The organism is Porphyromonas sp. COT-239 OH1446, from assembly GCF_000768875.1.
GTDB lineage: Bacteria > Bacteroidota > Bacteroidia > Bacteroidales > Porphyromonadaceae > Porphyromonas.
The window spans coordinates 1-26,127 of sequence record NZ_JRAO01000032.1 but is presented as its reverse complement, the minus strand read 5'-3'; the positions used below and the strand labels follow the sequence as shown (position 1 = coordinate 26,127).

Below are 26,127 nucleotides of genomic sequence, written 5' to 3'. Positions count from 1 at the left end.
GACCCACAACGCGAGGGTCTATTACCATCGAAAAATAATCGCGTACATCCATACACCAAAGATAGCCCTATTTTGATGCGGTTGCTCTTCCCAATGGTTCTGTTGAGGTCTCGGTAGGGCTTCGCTCGAGGCTTCGGTAGGCATTCACTCGAGGCTCAGATAGGAGCTCGATGGAGGTATAAGTAGGACTTCACTCGAGTTCCTATTTGAGTCTCACTTGCAATCCTACTTGGGTCTCATCTGCGAGCCTATTGGGGTCTCGATGGAGAGTCTACTTAGATCTCAATGGTCGGCCTATTGGGGTTTCGATCGGGAGGCGAGCGATGCCTCCACAGAGGAGCAGCCTTCGGCACTCCCCTCCCCCTCATGGGGTCTCTCGCACAAGTGTTATGCAAATCAAACAGACGAAAAGAAAGCTAAAACAGAGCAGACCCTTCCCCAGCTCTCCGGCTGCCCTTGAGCCTCAGGGTATGAGAGCAATAGCGCATAGCAGAGGCTCTCCAGCAATATAATGGGGGAGAGAAAAGTAAGGCTTGATTTAATAAATATGCCTCATAGAGAAAATAAAACTCAAATATTGTTGCATTTTTCAGGGCAAGTATTTATCTTTGAGGCATAGATAGAGCTCTCATACATCAAAGTTGTTTGCGTGCGCTGGGAATATTTGCTGCATATCGACCCTCCCCCCATGAGAGGGCCATGCACCCCCACAGAACTCTTGGGAGGGCCTGCCCCAGCCGCCGCAGTGATACCGCCCACGCTCGGGGCGATAGGCCCAGGCGGATCTCGTGAGCCCCCAAGTGGGTGTGTCGCTACGACGGATCGCCGAGCGCAAGGGGAGGTGGTTAGCCCCGAGAGGCGCAGACGGGGCCGAACGCTATAGAGGGACAGAGCCGAGGCTTCGGGCCACGGCTGTAGTCTAGAGACAAAAAGGTCTACCCACCTTACGATCCGGGGACTGCACCTGGACGGCCGAGGGATGCCTCAGACCCCAATCCTAGCCCAAGGATACCCCCAAAGATATGAGGGGCTGTGCTTCGGCCAGGAGGAGGACTCGAGAGGAGGTTCCCCCCCCACGAGGGGTAGGCCGAGGGGGCTCGCCCATGCTCGGAGCATGGAGCTAGAGAGCAGGGCTCGAGCCTAGGAGATAGTGATACATCCCTAAAACGACAAGACAATGAAACGGTTTATGAGTATCCTGGCGACGCTGGCCCTCATGGCCACCGCCCTCGTCTCCTGTGATGAGCAGGATGCGCCTGTAGTCCCCAACCTCGACGACCCCAACTACTTCGTAGGCAAATCCTTCTCGTACAAGGGCTATGTGGGTAGTGAGGAGAGAGTGTTCGAGATCAAGTTCGAGGTGGGGAAGTTCGAGGCTAGAGTGCGGCGAGTCAATACGACCAAGCCTGGACATTATTGGTACGACGACCGATACTTCGGCCCTTATAGCTACAAGGACAAGAAGCTCACCACCAAGGTGCAGAAGGTCTCCGCCAAGTACCAGGTCGGTGATGCTCCCGAGAGGACGAGGGAGGACGAGTATCAGCCCCAGGATCAGCCCATCCTCTTCATCGGACAGGTGGATGTGGGCAAGGGGACGATCTCGGGAGAGTTTTGGCGGCAGTCGATCGTCCTCAGGATCGCCCAACCCAAGTAGAGAGCCCCGTGCAACCCCTCATGCCCCAGCGGGGGCAGAGAGCAGCGGGGAGTTGGTAAACACTTAAAACGACAAGACAATGAAACGGTTTATGAGTATCCTGGCGACGCTGGCCCTCATGGCCGCCGCCCTCGTCTCCTGCGACAAGGATGACCCCAAGCCCGAGCCCCAACCCTTAGACCCCAGCTACCTCCCTGGCAAAACCTTTATATACAAGGAGGTGGTAGGCAAAGACTCCAAGGTGCTTCGCATTACTTTCCCAAGTGGTACAGACCGTACGTTTCATGGCATGAGGCAGCTCGTCATTGATAAGCCAGGGGCTGACTTCTCCATGCTCGCTGAGGGCTATGATGGGATCTACACCACGCGGGGCAATAAGATCACGGCTAAGCTCCGTAGCCTCTCAAGGGAAAAGGTAGTCGGGAACAGCAACGCAGTACGTGAGGACTTCTCCTACAAGGCTGGCCAAGAGCCCATCCTCTTCGAGGGCGAGGTAGATGCCGCCCAGGGGAAGATCACCCTACGGGCCTGGGATGAGACCATCGTCATCAAACTAGTTACTTACTGAAGCCGTCTAACCCTACAGCCCCTAGCCCCTCTTCTGAGGGGCATCCTCGGGGGCTATACAGAGACAAAATACCAATCAAACAATTAAAACGACAAGACAATGAAACGGTTTATGAGTATCTTGGCGACGCTGGCCCTAGTGGCCGCCGCCCTCGTCTCCTGCGACAAGGATGACCCCAAACCCCAACCCAAGCCTTTCGATCCAAACTATTTGGAGGGAAAGTACTTCTTCTACAAGGAGCAGCAGGGCAAGGTGCAGAAATTGGTTCAGATTTGGTTCAAGGACAAGAAGTTCAGGGCACAAACGACCCACGTCAAGGATGATGTCCCTAGGCCTGAGTTCTTCCTCTACTACGATCGCTACTTCGGCACTTACACCTATCAGGACAGGAGGATAACCGCCAAGATCGAAAGGGTGATGAAGGACAAGACCATTGGCGAGGGGCCTACAGAGACTGAAGACATCGAGTATGCTGCAGGCACAGAGCCCCTCCTCTTCATAGACAACGTTGATGAGGAGAAGGGCACGATCTCGGCCAAGCTTTGGAACAAGACCTTCCTCCTCAAGCAGGGGACTGACCCCCATGCTCCCTAGAGGAGCACCCCTCAGGGCCTCCGATGTCCCGCTGGGGTGAGAGCGACCACTAGAGGGCGCAGCAGACCAAGGCTCTGCTGCGCCCTATGTGTCTTGCCCGCTCTCCCGTGGGCGACAGGGCAGAGACGGATCGGTCGGGGAATGCTTATCTTTGCAGTCTCGATACATCCCCTCGACGCCGACAGCAGCCCTCGTTGGATAGGGTGCTGAGCCCGTCGAGGGGCGGTTCTACGTCTTTAGTTCGCACACTCTTATGGGAATTGTCGCCTTCCGCCCACGCCTTTTGGACAGTCTGCGTGGGTACACCCGTCCGATGCTGCTCAGCGACGCTATGGCTGGGCTCGTTGTGGCCATCGTGGCCGCTCTGCCGCTGGCTATTGCCTTTGCCGTGGCCAGTGGCCTCTCGCCCGAGGTGGGGATGATTACGGCCATCGTCGGCGGCCTCGTCGTAGCCCTCCTGGGGGGCTGCTCGGTACAGATCACCGGGCCGACAGGCTCGTTCATCGTGATCGTCTACATGGTCGCCCAGCAGTATGGGATCGGGGGGGTGATGATTGCCACCCTGCTCTCAGGCATCATGCTCGTCCTGATGGGGGTGCTACGCCTGGGCTCGCTGATCAAGTTCGTCCCTTACCCCGTGATCGTTGGCTTTACGGCGGGGATGGCTGTGGTGATCTTCTCGACGCAGATCAACGAGCTCCTAGGCTTGGGCATCGAGGAGCTGCCAGCGGCCTTCGTCCCCAAGTGGCAGGCCTTCATCTCCTCAGCCTCGGAGCTCCATCTACCCACAGCGGCTATTGGGCTGGGGAGCATTGCCCTAATCTACCTCAGCCCCCGTGTGCTCAAGGGGATTCCAGGCTCTCTTGTGGCCATCATAGTGATGACACTCCTGGTCTGGGCCTTACGAGAGTGGGGGGGCATTACGACGATTGCAACGATTGCAGATCGCTTCACCATCTCGGGTCAGCTGCCTAGCCCAAGCCTACCGCCTTGGGACTTCGCCCTCGTAGCCGCCCTGGCAGGGCCTGCCTTCTCCATCGCCTTGATTGGGGCTGTGGAGTCGCTCCTGACGGCCAGCGTCGTCGATAGTGTAACGGGCGAGCGGCACGACTCCAATACAGAGCTCATTGCCCAGGGGCTAGCCAACATCGGGGTCGCCTTCATGGGCGGTATGCCCGCCACTGGAGCTACGGCCCGCACAATGACCAATATCAACAACGGTGGGCGCACCCCAGTAGCAGGGATCATTCACGCCCTGGTACTGCTGCTGGGTTTTCTCTTCCTCATGCCTCTGATCTCCTACATCCCTATGGCCTGCCTGGCTGGGGTGCTGGTGGTCGTATCGATCCACATGAGCGGCATTCGCTCGATCCGCTCGCTCTTGCGAGGCCCTCGGCCCGACATTCTCGTCCTGGGGGCTACCTTCGCGCTGACGATCCTCTTCGACCTGACTGTAGCCATCGAGGTGGGCTTATTGCTCTCGATGCTCTTCTTCATGCGTCGTATGGTCGAGAGCACCGAAATCCTCGTCTCCAGGGACGAACTCAGCCTCAGTGCCCATCACGATGACCGCATCGACGCCCAGGGTGAGCTGCTCAGCCTGCCCGAGGGAGTGGAGGTGTACGAGATCGAAGGGCCATACTTCTTCGGCATCGCCACCCACTTCGAGGAGCTCATGGCCAGTGCCCCGGGGCGTCCCCGGGTGCGCATCGTGCGGATGCGCTTCGTCCCCTTCATGGACTCCACCGCTGTGCACAACCTCGAGATGCTCTGCCAAAACTCCCACAAGGAGGGGGTACGCCTCATCCTCTCGGGGGTGAACGAGCGGGTACGCACGACCCTGCGTCAGAGTGCCGTCGAGCAAATCATTGGGTCGGAGAACATCTGCCCCAACATTCATCAAGCCCTGGCCCTAGCCAGTCAATATATTCAAGATATTCAAACATGAAGATAGGACATGTAGACCTGGGCGATCGCCCGCTACTATTAGCCCCGATGGAGGATGTTACGGACGTGGCCTTTCGGCTGCTCTGCCGTCGCTTTGGGGCAGATATGGTATATACAGAGTTTCTCAGCTCGGACGCCCTCATCCGACAGATCGCGGGCACTACACGCAAGCTCACCATAGACCCACTGGAGCGTCCCGTAGCCATTCAGATCTATGGGCGAGAAGTGGCCTCAATGGTCGAGGCCGCTCGTATCTGCGAGGCCGCCGAGCCAGAGATCCTCGACCTCAACTTCGGTTGTCCCGTCAAGCGAGTGGCTGGTAAGGGGGCTGGGAGTGGTATGCTGCGCTGCCCCGAGCTGATGCTCGAGATCGTCCGAGAGATCGTCCGAGCCGTCAAAATCCCCGTTACCGTCAAGACCCGCCTGGGCTGGGATAACGAGAGCAAGATCATCGTACGCCTGGCCGAGGAGCTCCAGGATTGCGGCATCCAGGCCCTAACCATCCATGGGCGTACCCGAGCTCAGATGTACACGGGTCAGGCCGACTGGACGCTCATCGGAGAGGTGAAGAATAATCCTCGTATGCACATCCCCATCATCGGCAACGGCGACATCACCACGGGGGCTGAGGCCCTCAACGCCTTCGAGACCTATGGGGTCGATGGGGTGATGGTCGGCCGAGCCAGCATTGGCCAACCTTGGATCTTCGAGCGGATGAAGCATTATCTCAAGACGGGGCAGGAGCTCCCCGAGCGAGACCCCTCTTTCTACATCGACGTGCTGCGCCAACAGGTGGATAGCAATATTGCCAAGCTAGATGAGCGTCGAGGTATCCTGCATAGTCGCCGCCATATCGCCGCCAGCTCGGTCTTCAAGGGGATAGACCACTTCAAGCCCATCCGCATCGGGATGCTCCGTGCCGCCACCCGGGAGGAACTCTTCGACTGGATCTCTAGAGCCGAAGAACTCGTCCTCGAGCACTACCATGCCCACGAGGCTGGAGGGCTGTAGATCGCCCTCTACCCGAGGGCTCTGCCACCCCTCGATCTTTCTGCCGAGAAGATGCTTTGGGAACGAAATAGTTCCTTATCTTTGTCTCACAATCATTAGTATCAACCCTTATTAAACCGTGTAAGATGAATACTCCTAAGGAACTCAAGTACACCAAGGATCATGAATGGGCTCGCATCGAAGGCGACGTAGTGTATGTAGGTATTACCGACTTCGCCCAGGGCGAGCTCGGCGAGATCGTCTATGTAGATGTTGCCACCGAGGGCGAGACGCTGAGCGCAGAGGAGGTCTTCGGCTCTATCGAGGCTGTGAAGACTGTCTCCGATCTCCTGCTGCCTATCGAGGGTGAAGTGCTCGAGCTCAATAGCGAGCTGGAGGAGCACCCCGAGCTCGTGAACGAAGACCCCTATGGCCGTGGTTGGATCATCAAGATCAAGCCCGCCAATATCGACGATGTAGACGGCCTGCTCAGCGCAGACGACTACCTCAAGCTCATCGCAGGCTAAGGCATGACCCCACTGGTAAGCATCATCATGGGCAGTACCAGCGACTTGCCCATTATGCAGAAGGCGGCCTCGAGGCTCGATGCCCTAGGCATCCCCTTCGAAATGCTCGCCCTCTCGGCACACCGCACCCCCCAGGAGGTAGAGACCTTTGCCCGTGGAGCTAAGGAGCGTGGTGTCAAGGTGATCATCGCCGCTGCAGGCATGGCTGCACACCTGTGTGGCGTCATTGCCTCGATGACCTCGCTCCCTGTCATCGGAGTGCCTATCAATGCTTCGCTCGATGGGATGGACGCCCTACTGGCCATCGTACAGATGCCCCCAGGCATCCCCGTGGCGACAGTAGGGATCAATGCCGCAGAGAATGCAGCCCTGCTGGCCGTGCAGATGATGGCTACCTCCGACGAGGCTCTCTACCTCAAACTCGAACAGTACAAGGAGTCGCTCAAGGACAAAGTAGTCAAGGCAAATGCCGAGCTTGCTCAGGTACGCTTCGAGCACAAAACGAACTAAATGCAGCCTTGGGCTGTTGCTAGAGAGGCTGTCCTGGTGCGCCAGGGTAGCCTCTCTTGTCATTTCGATGGATCCTACCGGCAGCCCCTCTGCCCTCTATATAGATAGATATATGTCCCTGCATCAACCCCTTGCGGCACCCTGTCGCTACAGCCGTCGTGAGGCGATCTCCGTACCTATCGGTGGCGTCTCTCTAGGCCATGCACACCCTATTCGCTTGCAGTCTATGGCCTCCGTCTCAACCATGGATACCGAAGCCTCGGTATCCCAGGCCGAACGCATTATTGCTGCTGGCGCAGATTATATTCGCTTCACTGCTCAGGGCAAGCGAGAGGCGATCAATCTCGGAGAGATCCGATCTCGCCTCAGAGCCGCGGGCTATACGACTCCGCTGATCGCCGATATTCACTTCAACCCCAGTGCCGCCGACGAAGCCCTCGAGCGCATCGAGAAGGTACGCATCAACCCTGGCAACTATGTCGATACGAAGGTCTCGGGAGGACGAGCGTGGACTCGTGAGCTCTACGAGCAAATGCACCAGAGGGTCGAGGAACGCTTCGGTCCTTTCATCGAGCGAGCTAAGGAGCTGGGCCGCACCATCCGCATCGGGGTCAATCATGGTTCACTCTCCGAGCGTATGGTGATGCAGTACGGAGACACCCCCGAGGGTATGGTACAGAGCTGCTTGGAGTACCTCGACGTCTGCCAGGCGCACGACTTCCACAACATTGTCATCTCGATGAAGGCCTCCAACACCACTGTGATGACCACTGCCGTACGCCTCCTGGCCAAGCGTTTAGCCGAGGGAGGCTACCCCGCCTACCCCCTTCACCTAGGGGTTACTGAGGCTGGTGAGGGAGAGGATGGCCGCATCAAGAGTGCCGTCGGCATCGGATCGCTCCTGGCCGATGGCCTGGGGGATACGATCCGTGTATCCCTGAGCGAAGACCCCGAGCTGGAGATCCCCGTGGGTCGAGCCCTGGTGGATTACATCACCTCCAGGCCCTTGCTGCCCGAGGAGACGAAGCCCCTACAGCCCTCATGGCAGGAGTACGACGCCCTGCGCCTGGGCTCTAGAGCTCGATCGCACAAGACAGGTCGCCTCGTCGGCGGAGACAACCTTCCCATCGTCCTAGCCCCCTATACCCTCCTGGAAGCCCTCGGCTCGATGGAGACAAAGCCCGACTACTTCCTCTCTGAGGAGGGTAGCCTCACGACAGCCTCTGGGGCACGCATGGTGGATCTCGTCGCAAGGGTGCTCACCTACACTGAGATCGACGAGAAACTGGTCGAGGAGCTCAGAGCTGCCTCTGGGCAGATCGTAGTCCTCCAAACGCTCACCGCTAACCCCATCGCCGAATGGCGTCTAGGGGCAACGCTCCTGAGCCGTGCAGGCCTCACCAACCCCATCGTCTTCGCCCACAGCTACGAGACGGACGATGTCGAGCTCTTCCGACTACAGGCCTCGGCCGATGCAGGTACACTGCTGCTCGATGGCTGGGGAAGCGGTCTGATGCTGACAGCCCCTAGACTTCGGGCTGAGGAGGTTATCAAGACTCAGCTCGGCATCCTACAGGCTACTCGGCTACGCATGAGTAAGACCGAATTCATCAGTTGCCCCAGCTGCGGGCGAACGCTCTACAATCTACAGGAGACCATTGCCCGCATCAAGGCCTCCACTTCTCATCTCAAGGGCCTAAAGATCGGCATCATGGGCTGCATCGTCAATGGTCCAGGGGAAATGGCTGATGCCGACTACGGATATGTCGGTGCTGCCCCAGGCAAGATCGACCTCTACAAGGGTCAGACCTGCGTGCGCAAGGGGATTGACCAGGCCGAAGCTCTCGAGCAGCTAGTAGATCTAATCAAGAGCGAGGGCGACTGGCAAGACCCCGAATAGCCCCCTATTTACCAAATGAAGACAATGAAAATCAAGGTCATCAACCACTCCGCCCATCCTCTACCCACCTACGCCACCGCAGCCTCGGCAGGGATGGATCTGAGAGCTAACCTCAGTGAAGCCATCACCCTTGCTCCGCTGGAGCGTCGCCTCATCCCTACGGGCCTATTCATCGAGCTCCCCCTCGGCTATGAAGCGCAGGTACGCCCCCGCTCAGGCCTCGCCCTGAAGCATGGGATCACAGTGCTCAATAGCCCTGGGACGATAGATGCAGACTATCGGGGCGAGATCGGTGTTGTGCTGATCAATCTCTCGAGCCAATCCTTCACGATCGCAGACGGCGAGCGGATCGCTCAGATGATCATTACTCGGCATGAGGTAGGTACCTGGGAGGAGGTCGAAACCCTCGAGGATAGCTCTCGAGGCTCGGGGGGCTTCGGCCACACGGGCCTCTAGAGGTTGAGAGTTTAACTCCTCTCCGCCCCCAGGCTTTGGCCGAAGTCTTCCCCTGACAAGGCCTTCCCACAGCTACCGAAGATCAGCGAATTATCGTTCGTTTTGGGGCTAAGGCTTGTTTATGTCGATAAAAAGTGCTTACTTTGCGCTCGCAATGAGGGGTGAGAGCCCCGAATTTGTAACCTTGGTTCCTTGGCCGAGTGGTTAGGCACCGGTCTGCAAAACCGTTTACGGCGGTTCGAATCCGCCAGGAACCTCTGTAATTATGTGCTCAAGCCCTTGGAAGCTAATTGCTTCCAAGGGATTTGCTTTTATCCCTCGGGGATCTGCTCGGAGCTCTAGGCAGAGGCTCGAGTGCGATCCTATTTGGGTCTCGATAGAGATCCTACTTATGTCTCGAGTCAGTCCCTATCTAATCCTCTGAGACGATCCTATCTGAGAGCTCAATAGAAGACCTATCTAGGGACTCAGTAGAGGCTATACAGAGAGCAAAATTTGGGACTAATCGGATCGAGGATAAGGACTAATTGGTTCTATCCATCGCACCCCATAATTTTATCCATGAATTTAGATTGTGCGGTCGTAGCATAATGCATATATTTGTAGCATTCCGCCTTGGGTCTATTCCTGCTCGGCAAGAGGGCCTACCCAAGGCTCTGCCCTTGGCGTTGGATAGTATTACTCTTTCAGCATTATGATTATAGATATTCTACTTTTTGTTTTGGGCATTGTGCTCATTATCTTCGGTGCAAACTCTTTGACCGATGGCTCTGCCGCCCTAGCCCGTCGGATGGGGGTCAGCAGACTTGTCGTCGGACTAACCATCGTCGCTCTAGGGACGTCTGCCCCTGAGCTTGTGGTAAGCCTCACCTCCGCCTTCAAAGGTAATGCCGACATCTCGATGGGTAATGTCATCGGAAGTAACATCGTCAATACCCTCTTCATAGGGGGGCTAACGGCCGTCATTGCCCCACTCTCTATCACACTGAGCACAATCCGCAAGGAGATCCCACTCATGATCCTCGCCTCGGTAGTGCTCGTAGCCTTTGCCCTAGATCCATTGCTCTCGGGCGACAGTTCGCTCTCGATGAGCATTAGCCGTTCGGAGGGGATTGCACTTCTGGCCTTTTTCTCGATCTTCTTGGCCTACACCTTCTCCATCGCTAAGGCAGACGCCATCGAGGAGGAGGAGAAGAGGCCTCGTGTAGGCAAACCACTTTGGGTCTTAATCGCTCTAATCATCGGGGGACTAACAGCTCTAGTGCTGGGCGGAGATCTCTTCGTCGATGCTGCCTCGAGCATGGCCCGACGCTTCGGGATGAGTGAAGCCTTCATCGGGCTAACGATCGTAGCTCTAGGGACTTCACTACCCGAGTTGGCCACCTCGATCGTGGCAGCGATGAAGGGTGAACCCGAGTTAGCCGTCGGCAATATCGTCGGGAGTAATATCTTCAACATCTTCTTCATCCTAGGCACGACGGCTACGATCGTTCCGATCACAGTCTCAGGGATCACGGCACTCGACTTCACTATGCTATGCCTCTCGGCCCTGATGCTGTATGTCTTCGGGGTGTTCTTTGGCGATCGCAAGATCAATCGCTATGAGGGTGCTGCCCTGCTGGTCGTTTACCTGGTCTACAACGCCTACCTCATCTACAACCTCTAATCTATCCGCATTGAGCCATGAGTCCAGAAAGTATTGTTCCACAATTTACTCCAACTGAGGAGGAGCGGATCGACGCTGAGTTCGAAGCCTTGATCCAAGATTACCTCAAGTCGAATCACCGCCAGAAAGTAGAGATTATTCGGCGAGCCTTCACCCTCGCTCGCGAGGCACACGCAGGGGTGCGCAGGCGTAGCGGTGAGCCGTATATCTTACATCCGATCGCCGTGGCACGCATCATCTGTAGCGAGATGGGCCTCGGCTCTACCTCCATCTGTTGTGCCCTGCTGCACGATGTGGTGGAGGATACCGACTACACCGTCGAGGATCTACAGCTCATCTTCGGGGATAAAATCGCTCGCATCGTCGACGGGGTAACGAAGGTCTCAGGAGGGAGCTTCGAGGGCGATGTGTCGGTGCAGGCGGAGAACTTCCGCAAGCTCCTCTTAACCATGAGCGACGATGCTCGGGTCATCCTCATCAAGCTGGCAGATAGATTGCACAATATGCGTACCCTATCGTCGATGCTGCCTGCCAAGCAGTACAAAATCGCAGGTGAGACGCTCTATATCTATGCCCCCTTGGCACATCGCTTCGGCCTCTTCGCCATCAAAAGCGAGCTGGAGGATCTGTGCTTCAAGTACGAACACCCCGAGGCCTACGCCGAGGTCGCAGTCAAGGTCGCTGAGAGTGAGCGTGGGCGCGAAGAGATCTTCCAACGGTTCTCCCAGCCCGTGCGCCGTGCGCTCGATAGGATGGGGATTAAGTTCGAGATCCGCAGTCGGATCAAGAGTAACTATTCCATTTGGCGCAAGATGGAGGAGAAGGGAGTTCCCTTCGAGGAGGTCTACGATCTCTTTGCCGTCAGGATCATCTTCGACTCGACCGATGGCTATCCCGAGAAGAACCGCTGCTGGGACATCTATACCGCTATAACAGAGATCTATCAGAGCCGTCCTGACCGCTTGAGAGACTGGCTTACCCGCCCCAAAAGCAATGGTTACCAGGCCCTGCACATGACGGTCATGGGGCCTGATGGCAACTGGATCGAGGTGCAGATCCGCAGCCGTCGTATGGACGACATCGCCGAGAAGGGGCTCGCCGCTCACTGGAAGTACAAGCAGGGGCAGGTCGAGGAGGATAAGGAGGATGCAGAGTTCGACCGATGGCTCAATATGATCCGAGAGGTACTACAAGCCCCTACGCCCAATGCGATGGACATGCTCGACAGCGTCAAGCTCAGCCTCATCGCCAACGACATCACGGTCTTCACCCCCAAAGGTGATTGCTTCCGCATGCCCGCGGGCTCTTCGGTGCTTGACTTCGCCTACAGTATCCACTCGAGTATGGGGGACAACTGCATCGGGGCGAAGATCGACCATAGGGTTGTGCCCATCTCCACCCCCCTCAAGAGTGGAGATCAGGTCGAAATCCTCCATAGTAAGAGTGCACAACCCAAACCCGAGTGGCTAACCTTCGTCATCACACCCAAGGCCAAGTACCGTATCGATGCAGCTCTGCGTCGTCGGCACAGAGAGCATGCCCAGAGGGGGGAGGGGATGCTCAGCCAGTTCCTCGGCGAGATGGGGATAGAGCCCAGCCAGTCGGTCGTGGATAGGCTGGTGAGCTTCCACGGCTATGCCCGCAAGGATGAATTCCTCGCAGGGATCGGCAATGGGGATATTGACCTGGCGAAGAACTTCGACAAGATCAAAGAGGCTGCACAGGATAGCTCCACCATGCTCTCACGCATCCTCTCGACCCTCTCCCGCTCGGGCAAGAGCAAACCCACCCCCAAGCCTGAGAGCAAGGTAGAGGCCGATCCTCTCGCCTCGCCCGAGCAGATCGACAAGAAAAAGCCCTATATGCTCCGAGAGACCGCAGGGCGACTCAACTATCGGGTCGCTAAATGCTGTAAGCCCATCCTCGGCGATGATGTCCTCGGGGTTATCTACGAGGGGAATAAGGTTGAGATTCACCGCCGCTCGTGTCGTGTAGCCACTCGCATTAAATCCAGCCGAGGAGATCTCCTCGTCTCAGCCCTTTGGGGCGAGCATCATCAGGCCCGCTTCGAGGTAAGTATTGCCCTTCGAGGGATTGACAATCGAGGCATCCTGGGCGAGATCTCGAAGATCCTCATTGACGATCTCAAGCTGAGCATTAGTGGTGTGAACCTCAAGGCCAAGGATGGCTTCTTCGAAGGGGAACTGACGATCCTCGTTCGCAACCATGGAGATGTGGTTCAGGCCTGCCAAGGTCTTATTAGAACTGCCTCTATCCTAGATGCTCATCGTATTATCCTAGACGAGAAATGAAGACTACTCAAAGCGAAAACTTCCCCGAGGTGATATTCATCTCAGGGATCGACACCAATATCGGGAAGACCTACGCCACGGCCCTACTTCAGAGAAGGCTAGAGGCAGAGGGGCGAAGGGTCATCACCCAAAAGTTTATTCAGACGGGCAATGAGGGTAGCTCCGAGGACATCGAATGCCATCGTCGCCTACTCGAGAGGGGACTGACGCCTGCGGATGAGGCTGGCCTTACCGCCCCGATAATCTTCACCTACCCAGCCTCTCCGCACCTAGCCGCAAGGCTCGACCGCAGGACGATCGACCTCTCCCTCGTCGATGAGGCTACCCAACGACTTGGGGAGGAGTATGGCTACGACACAGTCCTCCTTGAGGGGGCTGGTGGACTGATGGTACCGATCACAGAGGAGTATCTCACGATCGACTACATCGCCGACAGAGGTTATCCGCTTGCCCTGGTAACCTCGGGCCGCTTGGGCAGCATCAACCATACGCTGCTCAGCCTCGAGGCCTGTCGCTCTCGAGGGATCGAACTGCGCTACCTCGTCTACAACCGCTACCCTGTCCTCGACCCGCTGATCGAGGAGGATACCTTGGACTTCCTCAGGGGCTACGTCTCTCGCTCGGGGAGCACGGCCGAGCTAGTTCTGCTCGAGCCTTGGGACTAGGACACCAATAGCCTCTCGGAGTAGGGGCACACGGTGAACAAATAACTTTCGAGGGTGGGGTGTAACAAATACGCCCCGCCCTCGTCTTATGGGTAAAGAAGCCCTCGAGCACAGCAATGAGTAGAGATAAAGAATTTGTAGCCCAGTGGCTACCCTATCGGCAGAGAGCCCTCAACTATTGTCGTCGGCTGCTCGGCGATCTCGACGAGGCTGAGGATGCTGTGCAGGAGGTGTACATGAAGCTCTGGCACAAGAGAGACGAGCTGCGGAAGGTTACCCATCGGCCCAGTTACCTCTTGAGGATGTGCCACAACTACTGCATGGATCGGCTGCGCTCCGCTGGGGCAGCGGGCTTCTGTAGCTATGATGATGGCATCGAGGTGGCGGCCGAACCTATGGTCGAGAGCTCGGAAGAGCGGGCCATCGAGCAGGAGCAAATTCGCCTACTTGAGCGGTGGACAGAGCGGCTCGGCGAACCTCAGCGAAGCATTTGGATCGGGATACAGCTGGAGCATCGACCCTCTCGGGAGATCGCCCAAGAGCTCCAGCTGACGGAGGTTAATGTGCGGGTCATCCTCTCTCGCCTGCGCAAGGCCCTTAGGGCCGAACTCCTCAGAGAGAGGTAACGAGATAAGCAACGAAGCAATGAAGACAATAGACAGAGATATTCGTCTAAGAGAGCTCCTCGAGCGGTACTACGAGGGGCAGACCGAGCCCGAGGAGGAGTTCGCCCTCTATCTGAAGCTCCTGGATACGCCCCCGAGCTCACCCTTCTACCCCGATGCGCTTGTGCTGCGGGCTCAGTTCGAGGGCTTGACAGGGGCATCTAGGGCCGAGGCCTCGAACCCTAAGCCTATTTCTAGCCCTAGCCGCATGCGGAGGTATGCCTCCTGGGCCGTGGGGATGGCGGCGGCTCTGCTGCTGATCCTGCAAATGCCCCTGAGCGAGTGGGGCGATGCACCTTTGGCCCTAGAGGAGGGCCTTTCGCCTCAGACGGAGGCCTCGGCCTATAGGCTCGCCTGGTCACCCTTCGACCTCGGGGGAGGGCTCATGATGCTCTCCAGCTGTTCGCCTTTGCCCCCCACTGGGCCTAGCGTGCTTAGGGGCGAGGCGATGTATCAGTCCGTGGTTATGTCCTCGGGGCTGTACAGCAGGGACGCCCAGCCCTTGGTCATAAGCATCTACGCCTCGAGGCAGCCGTTGTAATAGCATACTATTCACCCCTAAACCCATATTTAAGTTATGAAAGCAAAACTGACCAGCCTACTGATGGCTACCGTACTCCTACTCGGCTCGGGCTCGACGCTCTGGGCACAGCAGTCTGCCCCCCATGCGGGGCAGAAGTCCGAGGCACAAAGGGAGGTCTTCGAAGTGCTCGGGCCCAATGACCAGCCCGCCTCATTCCCTGGCGGACAGATGGAGATGATGAAATTCCTCTCGGAGAATACACGCTACCCCAAGTCCTGCCTCGATGCGAACATCCAGGGACGTGTGTACATCGACTTCGTCGTGGAGAAGGATGGTTCTCTGACGGGCTTCAAGATCGCCAAATCCTCGGGCAATAGCGACCTCGACGAGGAGGCCCTGCGTGTGGCTAGGCGAATGCCAAAGTTCGTCCCTGCACGCAAGATGATCGATGGGGAGCTCCGCCCTGTGGCCTGCCAATTCAAGCTGCCCTTCCACTTCAGACTAGGTACACTCCCAGCTAAGAAGTAGGCGGAGAAGAAGCTCACCCCTACTCAAAACCATAGGGTGCTGCCAGCTCATTTGCTGGCAGCACCCTATGCTCGTCTTGGGGAATTGATCCTCAGCCCTAGAGAGGCAGGGGGAGGCTTACTCCTTGATACGGCCGACGTACGAGCCGTCTCTCGTGTCGATCTCGATCAATTCGCCCTCGGAGATGAAGAGGGGCACACGCACCTCTGCCCCCGTCTCGACGGTAGCAGGCTTGAGAGTATTGGTGGCGGTATCTCCCTTGAGGCCAGGCTCGGTGTAGGTTACACGGAGCTGCACATGAGGGGGTAGCTCGCAGGTGAGGATGGTTTCGCTCTCAGCGTGCACCATGGCCTCGACCATATCGCCCTCCTTGAGGAACTGTACGCCATCAATCGATGCTTCGGGGATGGAGATCTGCTCGAAGGTCTCGGGGTGCATGAAGTTCATCCCCATATCGTCCTTGTAGAGGAACTGATAGGGGCGACGCTCGATGCGTACCTCCTCGACCTTGACACCGCTATTCCACGTCTTGTCGAGGATGCGTCCTGTGGAGACGTTCTTGAGCTTGGAGCGAACGAAGGCTGGGCCCTTACCAGGCTTAACGTGGAGGAACTCTACGATGAAGTAATACTGCCCGTCGATGTCCAGGCACATTCCGTTGCGGAAGTCTGCTGTAGTAGCCATGTGGTTGTAATATTTGATAGATAGTTTGTTTCGTTGCTTGCAAAAGTAAGCATTCTCGCCCGAATGTCTCACATGCTGCCCTCGGGCGAGGCTTCGTCCTCGAGGGAAGGAGGGGGGAGGCGGAGCGGGGGAGGCCCTTCGCCCCACGATCCCTCGCTCTACGCAGGCGATCCCTAGGCCTCGCTACGCACTCCTCCGCCCTCCCTTTTGCACCCTATATTGGGTGCACTCGCACCCTATATACCGTGCACTTGCACCCTATATTGGGTGCAAACGCACCCAATATAGGGTGCGAGAGTATCCTCCTAGCATAAGGAGTCGAGGGGTTAGCTTGACACCTGTAAAAGTCTATATAATCAGCAGTTAGATGCCCGTACGTCCAGCGACTTGTAGATTGTACAAGCGGGCATAATGGCCTCCGAGGACCAGGAGCTCCTCGTGCTTGCCCTCCTCGACGATGCGGCCCTCGTGGATGACGCAGATACGATCTGCCCGCACGATGGTCGAGAGGCGGTGGGCAATGACGATGGTCGTACGCCCCTGCATCAAGTGGTCGATGGCCTGCTGGACAAGCAATTCGGACGTGGTGTCGAGGGCGGAGGTGGCCTCGTCGAGGATGAGGATCGGGGGGTTCTTGAAGACGGCTCGGGCAATGCTCAGTCGCTGCCGTTGTCCGCCCGAGAGCTTGTCCCCTCGCTCGCCGATATTGGTCTCGTAGCCCTCGGGCAGCGAGGTGATGAACTCCTCTGCATGGGCAATCTGTGCCGCCCGCCGCACGGCCTCGGCCTGGGGCGAGGGTTCGCCGAAGGCAATGTTGTTGAAGACTGTATCGTTGAAGAGGATGGGCTCTTGATTGACGTTGCCCATCAGGCTGCGTAGGTCAGAGAGCTTGAACTGGCGTATATCCACCCCGTCGATGGTGATCTGCCCCTCCTGCACATCGTAGAAGCGGGGGATGAGATCCACCAGCGTACTCTTGCCTCCGCCCGACTGACCTACGAGAGCGACGGTCTCGCCCTTGTTGATGCGCAGGTTAATATCCCTAAGCACCCACTGATCCGTATAGCGGAAGGAGACGTGGCGCAGCTCAATCGCCTCCTCGAAGCTCAGAGCCTTGGGCTGCTCGGGATCGGAGATATTCGTCTCGGCCAGGAGGATCTGATCCACCCGCTCCATGGCTGCCATCCCCCGACGGACAGAGTAGAGGCCCTTGCTCAGCTCCTTCATCGGGTTGATGAGGCTGTAGAAGATGACCAAATAGTAGATGAAGGTCTCGGCACTGATGCCACCCGTATTGTCCAGGATGAGCGTCCCCCCATACCACAGCACGATGGCGATGGTTGCAGTGCCGAGAAATTCGCTCATCGGGTGGGCCAGCTGCTGCCTGCGAGCCACACCCATGGTCATATGGCGGTAACGATCATTGCTACGGTGGAAGCGTTCGCCGATATAGCCCTCTGCTCTGAAGGCCTTGATCACCCGCAGTCCGCCAAGCATCTCCTCGACCTGACTGAGGAGCATCCCCCACTGATTTTGCGCCTCGAGACTGGTGCGCTTGAGACTCTTGCCCACACGACCCATGACGAAGCCCGCTAGGGGCAGCAGCAGCAGGACGAAGAGGGTGAGCTGCCAGCTGATGAAGATCATCGTCAAGAGGTAGATCAAGATAAGGATCGGGTTCTTGATCAAGACATCGAGGGAGCTCATCACGGAGTTCTCTACCTCTCCCACGTCGCCCGAGATGCGAGCCAAGATATTCCCCTTACGCTCCTCGCTGAAGAAGGCCAGGGGCAGCAAGAGCACCTTGTCATGGACACTATTGCGCAAGTCTCTCACTACCCCCGTGCGGATCGGGATGAGATAATAGAGACCCAGATAGCCTGTCCCCACCTTGAGCAGTGTCATGAAGACCAAATACACGCTCAGAAGGACGAGTGTCGAGTGTACTCCCCGCTCGTCGATCATGCTCGAGACGTAATAACTGAAGTTGTTGCTCAAGGCTTCACCTACCTCTCGCCAGCCCTCCAGCGTGCTTAGGTCTATTCCCTCAAGGGGGATGTACTCCGTGCGGGCCTTGTCGATCTGGAAGAGGATGCGCAGGATGGGCATTACCAGTGAGAAGGTCAGCAGATTGAGCAATGCACTAACAATATTGGCCAGGATACCAGCGACGAGATACCCCTTGTACGGGGGGACGAAGCGGCGGATCAGAAGAATTAAGTCTTTCAATTGTCTCTCTAATTTACTCTGTGATCGAGGCCAAAGATACTAAGAATAGTCTCAAGAGACTTCGCCCTCGACACACAGAGAAGTCTGCGGCCGAGGGCGAAGCCATTGAGTAGGGGTGTACGCTAGAGCGGCGGATGCATCCCACGCATCCCACTACCTCGAGAGCCATTGCGCGAACCCATATCCGAGGCTGAAGCGTTGCCGCTGAAGCGGTTGAACTTGTAAATGAAGCTCAGCATCGCATAGCGTCCGAGCGTGTTGGTCTCTTCACTTGAGATCGAGAGGGCAGAGACCGAACGAGCAATGCTGCGCTGCTGATTGAGCAGGTCATGTCCACTAAGTCGGATCGTAGCTCGCTTGCCTTTGAGGAAGCTGTACGAGATGCCCGCATTCAGCAGCCACTGATCTTGGTTGAAGCCCACAGCATAGCCCCTATTGGTCGAGAAGGCAAGGCTATTCTCCAAAGTTAGCCCAAAGGGCAGACGCAGATGCGCCTCCCATGTGGTCGAGTAGTCATGCGTGTCCTGCGAGGTTGGGGCAGAGGGCAGCGTATTCTTGACTGTATAATAGACCCAGCGACCCGAGAGACGTGTGTCGAAGATGCCATATCTATAGGATAGAGTTAGCGAGGGCATGAAGCGCAGCGAGCGCGATCTATTCTCTTCCTCATTGATGAAGCCGATCTGCTGGTTGTAGATCGTCATCGCCCCTGTGCTGATGCTAAACTTCTTCCCAGGCAGCGGAGTATTATAGAACCATCCGAGCATCATCCGCATATTGCCATCGACATTCGTATAGCCGATGCTGCGCTTGCCCGTGCCGAGGTCATAGGTAGACTTGGAGACAATGTCGCTCTGCACATACTCGGCCATGGCGAAGAGGTTGATCGCAGACTGACTCTTAGCAAAGAAAGCATTGAAGTTCGTCCGTATATTGTGCCTGTAGCCTGGCTTGAGGTTCGGATTGCCAATGTACTCAACGAGCGGATTTGTTACATCCTGCACAGGTGCCATTTGATTGACACTGGGCTGGAAGCTATTACCTCGATAATCTACGTTGAGATTGACTCCACTCTTGGGTTTGTAGCGCAAGCGCAGCGTGGGCGAATAGTTGAGGTTATTCTGCTCGAAGTCCCTCTTCTGTAGACCTGCGACCGAATGGCTCGTGAGGTGCGAGGGGTCAAGGTTAAAGCCCGCTGTCAGATCGTACTTCTTGCCCACCTTCTTCAAGGCCAGCCCAATGCGATGCGCCTGGAAGGTGCTGTTGAACTCATTGCTATAGAGCTGATCGAGCTGGGTATATTTGCCCGAGGCATCTGCATTGTAGGCCTTGCGCTCCGAATTATTCGTTTCGTAGCGATACTGGTAGAGCAGCTGAGCCGAGAAGCCTCGACCGAGGGGCTCTACCCAGCTCAGACGAGCCCGAGTGTTGAGCCCACTATGGTCATTGGTGAGACGCTGATCTCGCAGCTGGTCGGCTTGCCCGATGCGCTTGAGGCTCGAGAGGTATTCGCCCTCGCCGTCATCCTTGTTCGTCCCTGCACGCAGCGAGGCCGATAGCGTGCGGCCACGCTCACCGATGCGGTGGCTCATGTCTAGCTCCATGCTCCCACGCAGGTTGATCTGCTCGGAGTGCTGGCTCGTCTGGCTCTGGTTGATCATCTGCCCTGTAGCATCATTGAGCGTCGTCGATCTGCCGATGTAGCTCCCTGTGCCCGTGCCGTAAGTGAAGGTAGGGGTAAGGATGATCTCCGTCTTCGTACTGGGCTTCCACTCCAGGCGTATGGTCGAGTTGAGGGTGCTCTTGTCGTTGCGCTCCTCCACATGGCCTCGCTCGGTGGTACTGCCGTTCGTGAGGATATTCTGCTGATAGCTGTCTGTCGTCGCCAGCTTGTTCGTATTGCCGAGGAAAGCATTCCCCCCAGCCGAGAGATCTTTCGTGAAGTTGTGGATCATATTCCCCCCCAAGAGGCGAGAGGTCGTGATGCCACTATTGCCAAAGCCCCTGCCACGGAAGCGTCCCCCACCCATGACAGCCCCCATGAGGCCGCTCTGGCTAAGGTCGGAGGCGATGTCTCTGAAGCCCGCATTGTTCGTATTGTTGAGCCCTGCGAGGATCGTCCACTGATCGTCATCGGAGAAGCGATTGACGATGGCATTGCCTTCATAGCGACGCTCTGTGCCACCTCCAAGTGTAGCTGTCCCGAAGATCCCTCTCTTGCGCCCAGGCTTGATCGAGAGGTTAATGATCGTCTCCTCGTCGCCATCCGAGAAGCCCGCCATACGGGCCGCATCGGTGTCTCTGTCGAGGACTTGTACCTTATCGATGAGCTCAGCAGGCAGGTTTTTCGAGGCTACTGTAGGGTCGCCTGCAAAGAAGCGTTTGCCATCGATGGTGATCTGCTTGATGGTCTTGCCATTGATGGTGATATTCCCCTTTTCGTCGATCTCTGCCCCAGGGAGCTTCTTGAGCAGCTCCGAGAGCGTAGCTCCCTGCTGCACAGAGTAGCTAGAGGCATTGTATTCGATGGTGTCCCCCTTGACCTTGATCTCTGCTGCTCGGCCTAGCACCCTGAGCTCGGAGAGCATCTTGCTGTCGGGCTCTAGCGAGATCGTTGGCATGGTATGCTTGTCCTCCTTGGATTTGATCTTGAGGCTGCGCTTGACAGAGGCATAGCCCACGAAGCTCACCTCGAGGGTATATTCACCAGCGGCGATGTTGCTCAGCCTGTAAGCCCCTGCGATATCTGAGGTCGTGCCTCTAAGCATCTTACCATTGTTGTGGAAGAGCTTCACGGAGGCGTGTGATAGTGGCTCTTTCTTCTCGTCCAGCACCTTACCCGAGATGAAGGCCTGGGCTAGGGCCGAGCCCGTCCCAAGGCCGAGGCTGAGCCCCAGGGCGAGGAGGAGATAGAGCAGTGTAGTCCTGCGTTGCATTTGTCGTAAACCTTATTTAAGTGATCGATACCGTTTGTTGTGAAAGCCTCTCGGAAGAGAGGCTTTTGACCTTTTAGAGTATCAACCTAGAGCGAGGTTTAATGTTGCCGACAAATTTATCTCCCCCTCGCCCCCCCACCGCTATGCTGCCTCTCTCTCTTCCCCACATAGCTCCCCTCTCTTTGTACCTCTCTGCCTCCCTCCCATCAATTCCCTTAGGGGGGTGCTTGATCGGCCCTCAAGATAGGGCTGTAGCAACGCTCTCCCCTCCCCTCGAGTAAGCCTCAGATAGGGGCTCAATGGAGACTCAAATAGGAGCTCCATTGAGACTCAAGTAGGATCGCAATAGAGGTCTAAGTAGGACTTCGATCGAAATCCTACTTATGCCTCGAGTGAGTGCCTACCGAGACCTCAGCCGAAGACCCATCTAGCCCCTCCATCGAGACCCTGCCGAGACCTCGATCGTCCCTCTATTTGCGCCTTGGGTGAGGGGCACCAGCCTCCTACACGAACACGGTTAAGCATCGCAAGTATCACGCTCCCTTGCGATTGTAGGAAGAAAAAAATATCGTACTTTTGGACAATGAGAAGTCATCATTAAAAACAACCGAGACAATGGAGAACCCACAGAGTAACTCCTACAAAAAGATGATGGAGCATTACGACGATGCTCTGACAGGACGGAAGTGGTGGTCGAAGATATATCTACGACTGATTTGGAATGAAGACCTCAATCTCTTGGCTCAAAAAGTACTTGACTTCATACCCAAAGACTTTCAAGGACGACTGCTTGATGTGCCCATTGGGACAGCCATATTTACTGCCGAGAAGTATCGCCAGCTGAAGGACGCCAAGATCATCGGACTGGACTACTCCAAGGAAATGATCGCTATTGCGACTTTGCGCAAAGAGACGGAGGGGATAGAAAATCTATCCCTGGTACAAGGCGATGTCGGGGAGCTACCCTACTGCGATGAGAGCTTCGACTGTGTGTTGTCGATGAATGGATTTCAGGCTTTCCCTGATAAGGCGAAGGCCTTTGCCGAGATCTTCCGTGTATTGAAACCTGGGGGGATCTTTTGCGGATGCTTTTATGTCTGTGGCGAACGCCGATTGGCCGATTTCTTTGTAGAGAAAATCCTTGAAAGAAAGGGATTTTTCCATCCGCCTTACGATAATTTTATCCAGGCAGAAAACCGACTTAGGGAAATGTATGGCGATAACATTCAGGTTGAAAGAATGGGATCGATCTGTTTATTTCGCTGCGTGAAACCCAACCCCATGCAGTGATCTTAAGGAGAGGCCTACACGAGGGCCTAGCGAGGGGGTAGGCCCCTCCATCCCCTAGCCGAGCTCTCGAGACAAAAAGACCGAGGCCGCATCTCTAAAGTTGGAGATGCGGCCTCGGTCGCCATAGGGTTACCCCTTCAAACAATTATTTGAGCACCTTGAGGGCTGCCTCGAAGTTGGGCTCCTGCGTGATCTCAGGCACAAGCTCAGTGTAGATCACACGACCCTCCTCGTCCACTACCACTACGGCACGAGCGAAGAGGCCACGTAGAGGCCCATCAGCCTGCAGGACACCATAGCCACGCTCGATACTGTCGCATCGGAAGCCAGAGGCAGGTACGACGGCCTCGAGCCCCTCAGCAGCACAGAAGCGGCCGAGAGCGAAGGGAAGATCCTTCGACAGACAGAGCACAACGGTATTGTTCAGTTCGGAGAGCTCTTTGTTGAATCGACGTACGCTTGCAGCGCACACCCCAGTATCGATAGAGGGGAAGATATTGAGCACGACACGCTTGCCACGAAGCTCTCCGAGAGAGATCTCACTGAGATCAGCCTTCACAGCTGTAAAGTCAGGGGCAGGAGTGCCTACTGCGGGGAGCTCACCTGAGAGCTGGATCGTCAGGGCATTCTTGAGGGTTACTGTTGCCATATTGGTTCTATAGAGTTTAATGAGACCCAAAGGAGTCTCGGTGGATAAATAGTCTTTTCATCCAAATAACACTACAGCGACCAATTCGTTCACATAAGCATGGGGCAGAGGATCGTACCCAACCGATCCCCTGCCCCATGATAGTCGTCGATGCTCCGAAGAGCCTACTTGGCGTAGCTTACCGAGCGTGTCTCTCGGATCACTGTGATCTTGACCTGCCCTGGGTAGGTCATCTCGTCCTGAATGCGCTTGGCGATCTCTCCGCTGAGCTTCGTGATCGAGAGGTCATCCGTATTCTCAGCCCCTACGATCACACGCAACTCTCGCCCTGCTTGGATGGCATAGGTCTTTACCACACCTGGGTACGAGAGGGCCAGCTGCTCAAGGTCATTCAGACGCTTGATGTAGGCCTCTACCAGCTCTCTGCGAGCACCAGGCCTTGCTCCACTGATCGCATCACAAGCCTGTACAATGGGCGCAATGAGTGTCTCCATCTCGATCTCATCGTGGTGAGCTCCGACGGCATTGCATATATCGGGCTTCTCCTTGTACTTCTCGCACAGCTTCATGCCCAGGAGTGCGTGAGGCAACTCGGGTTCGTCATCGGGCACCTTGCCAATATCGTGCAGCAGGCCTGCACGCTTAGCTCGCTTGGGGTTAAGCCCCAGCTCCGAGGCCATAATGGCACAGAGGTTGGCCGTCTCACGAGAGTGCTGTAGGAGGTTCTGCCCATAGGAGGAGCGATACTTCATCTTACCGATCAGGCGGATGAGCTCTGGGTGCATACCATGAATCCCGAGGTCGATAACTGTTCGCTTACCCGTCTCGATCAGCTCCTCCTCGACCTGCTTGCGTACCTTATTGACTACCTCTTCGATACGAGCAGGATGGATGCGACCATCCTGCACCAGCTGATGTAGGGCCAGGCGAGCGACCTCTCGGCGTACAGGGTCGAAGCTGCTGAGCACGATAGCCTCGGGCGTATCGTCTACAATGATCTCAATGCCCGTAACGGCCTCGAGAGCACGGATGTTGCGCCCCTCACGGCCGATGATGCGGCCCTTGATCTCGTCGCTCTCGATGTGGAAGACGGTTACCGAGTTTTCGATAGCCGTCTCGGTAGCCACTCGCTGGATGCTTTGGATAACGATCCTTTTAGCCTCCTTGTTGGCCGTCATCTTCGCCTCCTCGATGATCTCGTTGATATAGCTCTGAGCCTGATCTTCAGCCTCGCTGCGTAGGCTCTCTATGATCCGTTCTCGAGCCTCATCGGCCGAGAGACCACTAATTACCTCCAAACGCTCGACCTCCTTGCGTAGCATCTCATCTAGCTCCGCTTGCTTGCGCTCCGAGAGGCTAAGCTGTTGGGAGAGATTCTCTCGCAGATGATCGAGCTCTTGGCCCTTACGACCAAGCTCGTCCTGTCGTTGGTTTAAGCTCTGCTCGCGACTCTTGAGCTTGGCTTCACTCTGCTTGATTTTGTTATTATTCTGAGCGACCTGCTGCTCGAGCTCTCCCTTGAGTTGGAGAAACTTCTCCTTAACCTCGAGTAGCTTCTTCTGTTTGAGAACCTCTGCCTCACGCTCAGCCTCAGCGATGATCGAGCCACTCTTCTGCTTGAGCACACGCTCATTAAGGAACCACATCAATCCTCCGCCTAGGAGGAAAGCTGCCGCGACTAAACCAATCGTAATGATTACTTCCATCTAAATGAAATCTAAATTGATCAATAATACTCCACAAATAAAATGCGAGAGGACGTGTAGATCTAAGGGGCGGCAGAGGAGCGATGAGGCAAGGGCGACTACCCTTGTGTGACGATGGTACTCAAAAAACCCTCCATCTCACGATTGAGCGCAGCCAACCTTGAGGCAAAAGCCCGAGTATCGGCCTGCTCGCTCAGCAAGCGAGCCCGATAGGCTAGGTCTAGCCCAGCCATCATCAGATACCCTGAGTTAGGCATCTCGGAGGAGTTAGGGTACTTATCTTTATAGGCATTAACCGTTAGGCGTAGCTCGGTAGCAGCATCCCGATAGAGAGGCTCATCCGCACGAGGGATGCGCATCTGAAGGGTCTCTCCCTCCACCTGCACATTGATTCGTTGGATATCCACAGTCCTACTCATATGGGATTGTATCTTAATATTATTCTGCCTCGAGCTGCTCTATACAGCATGTTACCTCTTGTATCATCTCATCTAGGCGGTCAATAACCTCCCCACTCCAGACTTGGCCTAGGGCGGAGGCATCTCGAAACACACCTATTTGCCGTTCAGCAAGCTCTAGCTTGTGGCGACATTCCTGCAACTCAACCTCCCGAGCCCGAAGTTCTTTCCGCAGATCCAAAATGGTCTCCTGCTGTAACAGGACAAACTCTCGTAGGCGGAAGAAATTAATTTCCACCCGATGCAGCTCCTGTTCTTCTTGCTCGGTCATAGTCTAGTCCTTCTCTAGGTGGCAAAAGTAGATAATTCTACCCAATCTAGGAAACACTTAGCGGGCAATTCCGTCGGAGAGCAGTATCCCCAAAGCACAACCCCACACCACCTCACTCCCCTACCCAACCCCTACAAGCCACCCTCCTCTGTATGAGGTTACACTAGGTCTCTTGAGCCCTATCTCTGCTTCTCCCTCCTCTGTTCCTCCTCGTAGCCCATCTTCTCTCAAAAATCTTTTGTTTATTCAATAGGCTATGTTACAGTGTTTTGATTGTTTTTCGTTTGCATTTCTCGAGTTCTTCTCAAAAAATCTTTTGTGAATATTTGGAGGGAATAAAACTTTTGCTCTATCTTTGCACTCGCAAACGACAGAAAGGTTGTCTGCCCGAGCGGG

23 protein-coding genes and 1 tRNA gene are annotated in these 26,127 nt (G+C 56.1%); 17 read left to right on the top strand and 7 right to left on the bottom strand.

Going from position 1 to position 26,127, the window contains the following annotated elements:
- Positions 1 to 1,177: 1,177 nt before the first annotated feature.
- The 16 genes from HQ37_RS07025 to HQ37_RS06950 all read left to right on the top strand — a co-directional run bounded on the left by HQ37_RS07025 (position 1,178) and on the right by HQ37_RS06950 (position 15,508).
- On the top strand, positions 1,178 to 1,657 hold the full coding sequence (locus HQ37_RS07025) for a hypothetical protein (protein WP_152566815.1): 480 nt from the start codon (positions 1,178 to 1,180) through the stop codon (positions 1,655 to 1,657).
- Positions 1,658 to 1,736: 79 nt separating this feature from the next.
- The gene (locus HQ37_RS07020) at positions 1,737 to 2,225 is read left to right on the top strand and encodes a hypothetical protein (protein WP_152566814.1); all 489 of its coding nucleotides are present in this window, start codon (positions 1,737 to 1,739) and stop codon (positions 2,223 to 2,225) included.
- 99 nt (positions 2,226 to 2,324) lie between these two features.
- Positions 2,325 to 2,819, top strand: a complete 495-nt coding sequence (locus HQ37_RS07015) for a hypothetical protein (protein WP_152566813.1) — start codon at positions 2,325 to 2,327, stop codon at positions 2,817 to 2,819.
- 253 nt (positions 2,820 to 3,072) lie between these two features.
- A complete protein-coding gene (locus tag HQ37_RS07010) occupies positions 3,073 to 4,767 on the top strand; it encodes a SulP family inorganic anion transporter (protein ID WP_036881786.1) in 1,695 nt (564 codons plus the stop codon).
- Complete coding sequence (gene dusB / locus HQ37_RS07005) at positions 4,764 to 5,777, top strand: tRNA dihydrouridine synthase DusB (protein WP_036881782.1); 1,014 nt, start codon at positions 4,764 to 4,766, stop codon at positions 5,775 to 5,777. Before HQ37_RS07010 ends, dusB begins: the two co-directional genes overlap by 4 nt.
- A 125-nt stretch (positions 5,778 to 5,902) precedes the next feature.
- Positions 5,903 to 6,283, top strand: a complete 381-nt coding sequence (gene gcvH / locus HQ37_RS07000; protein WP_036881781.1) for a glycine cleavage system protein GcvH — start codon at positions 5,903 to 5,905, stop codon at positions 6,281 to 6,283.
- A 3-nt stretch (positions 6,284 to 6,286) separates the two neighbouring features.
- Positions 6,287 to 6,793 (top strand): 5-(carboxyamino)imidazole ribonucleotide mutase, encoded by a 507-nt coding sequence (purE, locus tag HQ37_RS06995; RefSeq protein WP_036881779.1) that lies wholly within the window; start codon positions 6,287 to 6,289, stop codon positions 6,791 to 6,793.
- A 112-nt stretch (positions 6,794 to 6,905) separates the two neighbouring features.
- Positions 6,906 to 8,693 carry a (E)-4-hydroxy-3-methylbut-2-enyl-diphosphate synthase gene (ispG, locus tag HQ37_RS06990; protein WP_052080840.1) on the top strand — a complete coding sequence of 596 codons (1,788 nt, stop codon included), beginning with the start codon at positions 6,906 to 6,908 and terminating at the stop codon, positions 8,691 to 8,693.
- A 24-nt stretch (positions 8,694 to 8,717) separates the two neighbouring features.
- Positions 8,718 to 9,149 (top strand): dUTP diphosphatase, encoded by a 432-nt coding sequence (gene dut, locus HQ37_RS06985; RefSeq protein ID WP_036881777.1) that lies wholly within the window; start codon positions 8,718 to 8,720, stop codon positions 9,147 to 9,149.
- A 186-nt stretch (positions 9,150 to 9,335) separates the two neighbouring features.
- Positions 9,336 to 9,406: transfer RNA gene (locus HQ37_RS06980), tRNA-Cys, on the top strand.
- Positions 9,407 to 9,849: 443 nt separating this feature from the next.
- Positions 9,850 to 10,815 carry a calcium/sodium antiporter gene (locus HQ37_RS06975; RefSeq protein ID WP_036881803.1) on the top strand — a complete coding sequence of 322 codons (966 nt, stop codon included), beginning with the start codon at positions 9,850 to 9,852 and terminating at the stop codon, positions 10,813 to 10,815.
- Between the two features lie 17 nt (positions 10,816 to 10,832).
- Complete coding sequence (locus tag HQ37_RS06970; RefSeq protein WP_052080839.1) at positions 10,833 to 13,127, top strand: bifunctional (p)ppGpp synthetase/guanosine-3',5'-bis(diphosphate) 3'-pyrophosphohydrolase; 2,295 nt, start codon at positions 10,833 to 10,835, stop codon at positions 13,125 to 13,127.
- Entirely contained in the window at positions 13,124 to 13,792 is a 669-nt protein-coding gene (gene bioD, locus HQ37_RS06965) for a dethiobiotin synthase (protein WP_036881774.1), read from the top strand. The genes HQ37_RS06970 and bioD overlap by 4 nt, the downstream gene beginning before the upstream one ends.
- Positions 13,793 to 13,908: 116 nt before the next feature.
- Positions 13,909 to 14,418 (top strand): RNA polymerase sigma factor, encoded by a 510-nt coding sequence (locus HQ37_RS06960; protein WP_036881772.1) that lies wholly within the window; start codon positions 13,909 to 13,911, stop codon positions 14,416 to 14,418.
- A gap of 19 nt (positions 14,419 to 14,437) precedes the next feature.
- On the top strand, positions 14,438 to 14,998 hold the full coding sequence (locus tag HQ37_RS06955; protein ID WP_036881770.1) for a hypothetical protein: 561 nt from the start codon (positions 14,438 to 14,440) through the stop codon (positions 14,996 to 14,998).
- A gap of 36 nt (positions 14,999 to 15,034) precedes the next feature.
- Positions 15,035 to 15,508, top strand: coding sequence for an energy transducer TonB (locus HQ37_RS06950; protein WP_081951803.1), 474 nt, complete (start codon positions 15,035 to 15,037; stop codon positions 15,506 to 15,508).
- Positions 15,509 to 15,625: 117 nt separating this feature from the next.
- Here the strand turns inward: HQ37_RS06950 and efp are convergent, their stop codons facing one another.
- The 3 genes from efp to HQ37_RS06935 form a co-directional block, all read right to left on the bottom strand.
- Positions 15,626 to 16,192: an elongation factor P gene (gene efp, locus HQ37_RS06945; RefSeq protein ID WP_036881768.1), complete on the bottom strand. Its 567-nt coding sequence runs from the start codon at positions 16,190 to 16,192 to the stop codon at positions 15,626 to 15,628.
- Positions 16,193 to 16,555: 363 nt separating this feature from the next.
- Positions 16,556 to 18,421, bottom strand: coding sequence for an ABC transporter ATP-binding protein (locus tag HQ37_RS06940; RefSeq protein WP_036881766.1), 1,866 nt, complete (start codon positions 18,419 to 18,421; stop codon positions 16,556 to 16,558).
- Positions 18,422 to 18,543: 122 nt separating this feature from the next.
- A complete protein-coding gene (locus tag HQ37_RS06935; protein WP_052080837.1) occupies positions 18,544 to 21,357 on the bottom strand; it encodes a TonB-dependent receptor in 2,814 nt (937 codons plus the stop codon).
- Positions 21,358 to 21,972: 615 nt separating this feature from the next.
- Here HQ37_RS06935 and HQ37_RS06930 point away from each other — a divergent pair.
- Positions 21,973 to 22,647: a class I SAM-dependent methyltransferase gene (locus HQ37_RS06930; protein WP_036881765.1), complete on the top strand. Its 675-nt coding sequence runs from the start codon at positions 21,973 to 21,975 to the stop codon at positions 22,645 to 22,647.
- 145 nt (positions 22,648 to 22,792) lie between these two features.
- Here HQ37_RS06930 and tpx read toward each other — a convergent pair whose 3' ends face one another.
- The 4 genes from tpx to HQ37_RS06910 all read right to left on the bottom strand — a co-directional run bounded on the left by tpx (position 22,793) and on the right by HQ37_RS06910 (position 25,731).
- A complete protein-coding gene (gene tpx / locus HQ37_RS06925) occupies positions 22,793 to 23,296 on the bottom strand; it encodes a thiol peroxidase (protein WP_036881764.1) in 504 nt (167 codons plus the stop codon).
- A gap of 164 nt (positions 23,297 to 23,460) precedes the next feature.
- Positions 23,461 to 25,002 carry a ribonuclease Y gene (rny, locus tag HQ37_RS06920; RefSeq protein ID WP_036881763.1) on the bottom strand — a complete coding sequence of 514 codons (1,542 nt, stop codon included), beginning with the start codon at positions 25,000 to 25,002 and terminating at the stop codon, positions 23,461 to 23,463.
- A gap of 98 nt (positions 25,003 to 25,100) precedes the next feature.
- Positions 25,101 to 25,409: a cell division protein ZapA gene (zapA, locus tag HQ37_RS06915; protein ID WP_160215076.1), complete on the bottom strand. Its 309-nt coding sequence runs from the start codon at positions 25,407 to 25,409 to the stop codon at positions 25,101 to 25,103.
- Between the two features lie 31 nt (positions 25,410 to 25,440).
- Entirely contained in the window at positions 25,441 to 25,731 is a 291-nt protein-coding gene (locus HQ37_RS06910; RefSeq protein ID WP_036881759.1) for a hypothetical protein, read from the bottom strand.
- Positions 25,732 to 26,127: the final 396 nt, after the last annotated feature.